Here is a 7,326-nt window from a genome sequence, read left to right as displayed (position 1 = left end):
TCCATCATAGCCCGTAAACAAGGGGGTGGCCACGTAATTCTATTTGCGGATAATCCAAACTTTCGCGCTTTTTGGTACGGCACCAATGGATTATTTCTCAATGCCGTTTTCTTTGGGCAGGCTTTTTAAAAATAAAATGTTCCCTCTCAAATATCAAATCTCTCACAGGACATAACGTCCTGTGATGAGGTGTTATATGGCTAATTAAATTTGTCTACTTAGTGGTGTCCATTTTAAAAATGATTAACAATTTAAAATTCATCCCGATAATAACAATTTTATTTACCTGGTACGGGTGCGAATCAACTGAATTAAAAAGCCACCGTAAAATGATTCAAATTTTATCCGAAAAATCGGGAACAGTTAATCCTGAAATAAATTTATATGCCAATAAAAAACGATTGGCCTGGCTACAAAACCAAATTTTTGAAGAACATATTTCTGCCACCCTCCAGCACCAGTCCGTTATTGCTAACGAAATGCTAAATGCGGGATATACCCAACAGTCAATTGATCAATATAATGATGTATTACATACAATTGATTCTCTGAATATCGCTCCCCCCGAATCATTTATGACTGCTATTAAGGATTTGTTGGCTATCACTCATTTTCGACATGGAGAAGAAACCAATTGTTTGGATGGTCATAATGCAGAATCTTGTATCATGCCTATTCGTGGCACAGGAATACATAGAAAAAAATCAAGCGCAGAAAATGCAATCAATATCTATCATTCTCTACTTGCAAACAATCCTAATGACTATGTCTATCGTTGGTTATTAAATCTTTCCTACATGGTAAAAGGGGATTATCCAGACCGAGTGCCCGATCGCTGGCTAATCCCACAATTAACACCTTCCGATTCAATTATTTTTCCTGAATTTAAAGAAATTGCAAAATCTGTTGGGTTAGATCATGTTAGCCTTGCGGGAGGTTCTATTGCAGACGATTTTGATGGGGATGGGTTGGTGGATATTATGGTCTCATCCTGGGGCATGGATAATCAGCTTCATTATTTTAAAAATATGGGAATTCACGGATTTGAGGATCGAACCCAATCTGCCAATCTTCATGGAATTACAGGGGGGCTAAATATGGTCCATGGAGATTATAACAATGATGGTTGGGCCGATGTATTTGTTTTGAGGGGCGGGTGGTTTAGGGAAGATGGAGATCAACCAAATTCATTGTTAAAAAATAATGGTGACGGCACATTTACTGATGTAACTCTCTCGGCAAAAATATATTCTGAGCACCCAACTCAAACGGCATCCTGGGGAGACTTTAACAACGATGGCTGGCTCGATCTCTTTATTGGAAACGAGAGCACAAATGACTTCAAACATATTTCCGAACTTTATCAAAATAATCAAGATGGTACTTTTACCGACGTTGCCTGGTCGCTTGGTGTTAATGTTACTGGATTTGTGAAAGCTGTTGTTTGGGGAGATATAAACAATGATAGTTTTTTGGATTTATATATCTCCCGCCTAGGAAAACCCAACTTGCTATTCCAAAATAGCGGGCCGGTAAACAATTATCACTTTAAAGATATATCAAAGAAAGCCGGCGTTACAGAACCCATCAATAGTTTCCCTACTTGGTTTTGGGATTTCAACAATGACGGTTGGGAAGATATCTGGGTATCCGGCTATGATAACTCCTCCGGCCATGTGGCCATGGATTATCTTGGATTAAAACATGAAGGTGAATCTCCGCGACTTTATCAAAATAACAAAGATGGCACATTCACCGATGTGACATTAATAGCAAATATGGACCATCCGCTGCTCACCATGGGAAGTAATTTTGGTGATCTAAATAACGATGGGTTCCTGGATTTTTATGCTGGAACTGGCGACCCAGATTTTCGTTCTATTCAACCCAACCGTATGTTTTTAAACAATAAAGGGAAATCATTTGATGATGTAACCTTTCATGGACGGTTTGGCCACTTACAAAAAGGGCATGGCGTCTCGTTTGCTGATTTTGACCAGGATGGAGATTTGGATGTTCATACTGTTATGGGTGGGGCTTATGAAGGAAGTGTATATCAAAATGTGCTATTTCAGAACCCCGGAGGATGGAATAATAACTGGGTTGGATTATCTTTAAAAGGAATGCAAACAAATAAATTAGCTTTAGGAGCACGGATTGAGGTCGTGTTAGAAACCGGAACATCCATTTATCGTACCATTTCCAGCGGTGGTAGTTTTGGGGGAAACCCTTTTGATCAAATGATTGGTATAGGGAAAGCTAACAAAATTAAAACAATTCATATTTTTTGGCCCGGATCTAGAACAACACAAACATTGTCGGAGATTGATCCTAATGTGTGGTATCATGTGACCGAAAATGAATCTATACAAAAAAATGAATAATATCTCTTCCTCATTTATGTTTAACCCTCTAAAGGGGAAGAGGAATAAAGAGGATTAAAAGGCGCGAATTTTACTTTCGAATTCAGTTTTCAAATCATTGGCTAATGTTTTTACACGCCGTTTAGATTCATCATTAATCGGAATGTCTACCCAATCTTCGTTTCCACTGAACCGTCCATAAGATTGTACTATAGCGCGGACAGAAAACATACCGCCGCCACTACTTTTTACCCTTGCTTCAAGAAATAACGTATATTTGATTTCTATAATACCCTGAAGTGCTTCCTCATTAGATATGCCTGGATATTCATTCTTACATTCGACTATAGCGCCCGTACCTCTATCTTCGGTGCGATCCACAATGTAGCGATGTCGGTTAAGTGTTCTATTTGACAGAGCAATAAAATCATCCATAGTGGCTGTACCGATTGTTAAACGATATTCCGTTATGGCGCCGGATGGCACACCAGTACATCCAATCCAGACTAAGGTGAAAAATAATAATGTACTGCCTATTTTTTTCAATAAGATCATATCTTTATATTAAGAAAAAGGCTCCGCAAATGCGGAGCCTTTTTTACTTATTTTAATTCAGGCTTTAATGTAAATCCGCTTTATTCAAGGGAGTCACTCTTTCCCATTCAATATTAAATCCGTGACTTCTATATCCATTATTTCGGATTTTACCAGCTGTTCCCGGCGTACCTATAGCATCTTGACCGCCAAAGGTATAATTTTCCATCAGTAAGATTTCAAGTTCTTTACCAGGGATTGCCAGCATTGTGGGGGTACCCTTAACCAGGTCACCCCAACCGCGACGATCGGTATAACCAGTATAAGGATGCATGAGACATCCTTCTATGATCTTTTCATATTTATACTTTGCCCATAAGGAACCACCATCTAACGCATTGGCTCCATCAGATACAGAACCAATCCCATCACCGGCGGCGGCGGCTGTTAAAGCGCCATTACTAACACGCGTTTTGTTAATCAGCGTTGCAGCCCCAGCTGCATCACCGGAACGAAGCGCTGCTTCCGCCTGCAGAAGGTCCAGCTCAGTCTGGTTAATGTCCTTCATAGGACCCACAAGTCCTTGGTCAACAGCATAGTCACGTGTTCTATTGAACAAATAATAAGTCTGATGATAAAGTCCACGGGATGCAATTAAACGAGTACGATATTCATTTTTAGCATATAGCCCCTGGGTCTGGAGTCCATCGGCATCCAGTGGGCCTGTAATACGGGCATCATCTGTTTCCATTGAATAGGCTTTACGCCCAGCTATGGTTGCATCAGAACCATCACCCAGCCAGTTTGCATAACCAGTGGATTTATCAGCGGGACCAAGCATTTTATAATCAGCACGTCCCCAACTTGCAGAAACTCCTGTATAATACTGTGTACGGGTCCACCAGTAATCACCATCTCCCATAGGGGCCATGGGTGCACCCTGAGAGGCATGACTTTTGATAGATGCCCAGTTTGCAGCATCCCGTTCTTGCCGTGTCCGTCCAACGCCAGCTTCAAAACGAGCAATGAAACTATGTGCAATCTTACCTAGATCACCCAGGGTTAAACCAGAAATCTGTAACCAAGCTTCAGGCAATGAAACTGAAGCATTCGTATTACAGTCACTAATAACCTGGTCTAAAATGGCAATAGCACCAGTCATAAGTTCTCCGTAAGAAACGGTACTAATTTCTTTACTGAAATCAGTATCTTCTTTTACTAGAAATCCTTTATCGTAGTAAATAGCAACCATTCCATTAGATATACCCATGATGAAATTAGCGAATATTTTCGCTCGGATATCTGCATCCGCATCGGCTAAGAAAGTATTCCCACCTTCTTGACCTGCAGCTATTGCAGTTAAGCCATCTTTCGCAGCAGAAATAGCGCCGTACCAATTATACCAAGGCTCTTCTAAAGCATAGGCGTAGTTCCATGCGGGGCTGTTATTTGCGGCTGCGCGAGGTTCAGATGCAAGTTCTCGCATACCGTAATTTCCCCAAGAGGAAGTATTGGCATCTGCCATTACACCGGGGTTAAAAGAACCACCCGTTGTATGTGTTCCTTGCCACCAGGTTAAAAATGTACTCTTAATCAAAGATTCAACATCTGCGGGTTTCGCAAGAGCACGTGATTGGTCAGGCGCATTGTCATTGGTGACATCCAAATCGGCACAGCCAGACATGGCTAGTACAGCAACCAAAGTAAGACTTATTGTTTTCTTTATGATATTCATATGTATGCTCTACTTTCCTTAAAAATCTATATCCATTGTTAATGAAAATGTTCGGTAGTTCGGATATGTGTATGAATCCACACGTGCATTCACCGCAGAACCGAGCTCACCGCCGCCACGACCCACTTCCGGATCATAGCCTCTATAGTCTGTCCATGTAATCAGATTACGACCAACAATACCCACATTTAAACCGTTGATACCAAATCCTCGCAGATCAACCAGGCTGGCTACATTGAATTTGACAGCCAATTCTCGCAATTTAAGGTAAGAAGCGTCTTCAACGTAGAAGTCGTTTGGTGCGTTCACATGATAAAGATCCCGATAGTAGATTGTGGGTTTTTTCATCCCATCTTCTTTTTGATATTGATCTACATCACCGGTGGCTGCTTCGCGGGCACCCCATTGGCGGGTGCGGTTATAGATGTTGCCACCGCTTTGACCGTCAAACATGGCATAAACGCTTAGGCCTTTAAAACGGAAATTGCCATTGAATGCGTAACCGAAATCCGGTACAGAAGTACCGATTTGATGGAGTTTAGGTGTTTTACTATCTGCATCAACATACTGGATGGGGCGACCCCAATTGTAGGTTTGGCTCATATCTGAGCTTGCTTTTCCCCACAATGTTTTGGCGATTCCATCTTTGTAGGTATTGCCTTCGCCTACCCAAACCAGAAACCCCTCATCGTTGACTTCAAATTGGCTCGCATATTGCTGGTCGTCTGCAGGAAGCTCACTTGCTGCTCTCGTCCATTTTGTTCCCCAGAAAGATGCATATTGGGTTTCATTTTTCATGTAAAAAACTAACGGACCACCGGCGCTATACAAGTATGCCGGCATATTGAATTCCGTAATATTCTGATCATATTTATCCCAGTTAAGCCCCAGGGTTAATGACATATCCCTGGTGTTGATCACAGATGCGTTTATAGATACTTCTGTCGCCTCCGCTTCGAGTGTACCTGCATTCCGCCACTGAGCACTATAGCCATAAAAACCGGCCAGAGGCACAGGAAGAAGCTGATCTTCATTGAGGGAGCTGGATTGGGTTAATTCAACGGAAACGATATCCATAATGCTGAAGTCAACGCCAAATTCTGTTTCAGTGGTTGTCTGCGGCTTCAAGTCATTATTTCCAAGTACTGACTTAGAAATATTACCGCCAGCCACTGACCAGGTTTCATACTGCTGGCTAAAAGCAGGGCGAACACCAGCAGTTCCTTGACTGAAACGAACTTTGAATTCTGGGAAAATTCCCTTAAGTGAGCTCCAAAAACCTTCTTCGCTTAACCGATATGCACCGCTGAGTTTATAGTAGTTGTTCACTCGGCTCTCGGGACCAAACAGAGAACTGCGATCCTGACGAAGGGTAACATCCACAATATAACGGTCCTTAAAATCAATCTGGGCTCCCACATTGCCCCCATCTGAATTGATAATTTGATTCGCAGAGTTCACCGATTTCTCTTCACCGGTTTCTAACTGAGGGACATCACCAACAGCCAACTTCCAAGCACTGCCGCTATTGTAGTTGTAATTATATGATTCATAGTTATAACGACCGCGAACAATCAAATCCATATCCCCTTTTTGAGTGGCATAGGTTAAGCCTACATCACCGTTAATGGCTTCTTCGCTGGTGCTTGTTTTACCCAGATTTCCTTCATTATAACTGGGGTCTGGGGTTACGGTTAGCCACCCTTTGGGATAATAATTTTTCCACAAACGGGAAGAACGGTCAAAACTCATAGAACCAACCGCTTTAAATTGCGGTGTTATGGACCAACTGAAGTTGGTCCCTAACAGGGCGCGATCTCGCGTACTCAATCGTTCGTTATTCGCAATTTGATACACGGGGTTTGCTTCTTCTTGGTTCCGCGGATCGGGCTGAATATAATATTCGCCATCAGGATTTTTCTTTAGAATATCCACATCCCAGGGGAAAAATGTTATATCAAAGAAAGCGCCAGTATTGGCTTCTTCTTTAAGGGATTTTGAGAGTAAGGAACTAAATCCCAATTTGATACCATAAGGTAATTTGACATCCGTATTTAACCGAAACGTATTTCGATTAAACCCGTCTATATAGTCACCAAAAACGCCATCTTCAGCGTGGTTTGAAATGCTGACAAAAACATTAAAGTTTTCCTCATTTCGCATCATAGAGAAGTTGTGCTTGGTGAAATTTCCATCGGAAAAGAAACGATCTACATGATTAAAACCAGGGCGTCCGCCGTTGTCTGGAAGCAGCTCTGGAGACCCATCACCAGCTTCTCCTGTCACTCCATATTTGTATGGCTGGTCAGCAAAATAGTAGCCATTGGCCCAACTGCTATCAGAATAATTCTGAGGTTCTGGATTTTTAGTGTCGTCGCGTGGATCGTATGGCTCGCCAGAATCGGAATCAATAAAGTAACCAGTTGCGGGATCCACTTTATAGAAGTGGGATCCGTTTGTTTCAATGGAACCATTTAGCTGATTGTAGCCCTGTTCCATTTTGTAATTGAACCGGGTTTGGCCCAATCCAATTTCCGAACCGCGTTTAGTGGTGATTGCAATCACCCCGTTGGCTGCTCGGGCACCGTATTCTGAAGCGCCGGCAGCGCCTTTGATGATTTCAATACTTTGAACGTCATCAGGGCTAATGTCCCCCATTGGACTGCCTGAAATTGATGGATCAATAATAATACC

General features: G+C 42.1%; 4 protein-coding genes. 1 reads left to right on the top strand and 3 read right to left on the bottom strand.

Going from position 1 to position 7,326, the window contains the following annotated elements; genetic code table 11:
- Positions 1 to 329: 329 nt before the first annotated feature.
- Positions 330 to 2,384: a CRTAC1 family protein gene (locus HN459_02165; protein ID MBT3478245.1), complete on the top strand. Its 2,055-nt coding sequence runs from the start codon at positions 330 to 332 to the stop codon at positions 2,382 to 2,384.
- Positions 2,385 to 2,438: 54 nt separating this feature from the next.
- Here HN459_02165 and HN459_02160 read toward each other — a convergent pair whose 3' ends face one another.
- From HN459_02160 to HN459_02150, 3 genes are all read right to left on the bottom strand, one after another.
- On the bottom strand, positions 2,439 to 2,909 hold the full coding sequence (locus HN459_02160; protein MBT3478244.1) for a hypothetical protein: 471 nt from the start codon (positions 2,907 to 2,909) through the stop codon (positions 2,439 to 2,441).
- A 73-nt stretch (positions 2,910 to 2,982) separates the two neighbouring features.
- Positions 2,983 to 4,632: a hypothetical protein gene (locus HN459_02155; GenBank protein ID MBT3478243.1), complete on the bottom strand. Its 1,650-nt coding sequence runs from the start codon at positions 4,630 to 4,632 to the stop codon at positions 2,983 to 2,985.
- Positions 4,633 to 4,650: 18 nt separating this feature from the next.
- A complete protein-coding gene (locus HN459_02150) occupies positions 4,651 to 7,290 on the bottom strand; it encodes a hypothetical protein (GenBank protein MBT3478242.1) in 2,640 nt (879 codons plus the stop codon).
- Positions 7,291 to 7,326: the final 36 nt, after the last annotated feature.

It is taken from the genome of Candidatus Neomarinimicrobiota bacterium (genome assembly GCA_018647265.1).
Taxonomy (GTDB): domain Bacteria; phylum Fidelibacterota; class Marinisomatia; order Marinisomatales; family TCS55; genus TCS55.
The sequence above is the reverse complement of the archived record's forward strand: the minus strand, read 5'-3'. Positions and strand labels throughout refer to the sequence as shown.

Coding starts and splice junctions, on each gene's coding strand:
- HN459_02165 (MBT3478245.1), top strand. CDS start 330: ATGATTCAAATTTTATCCGAAAAATCGGGAACAGTTAATCCTGAAATA.
- HN459_02155 (MBT3478243.1), bottom strand. CDS start 4,632: ATGAATATCATAAAGAAAACAATAAGTCTTACTTTGGTTGCTGTACTA.
- HN459_02150 (MBT3478242.1), bottom strand. CDS start 7,290: ATGGGGGACATTAGCCCTGATGACGTTCAAAGTATTGAAATCATCAAA.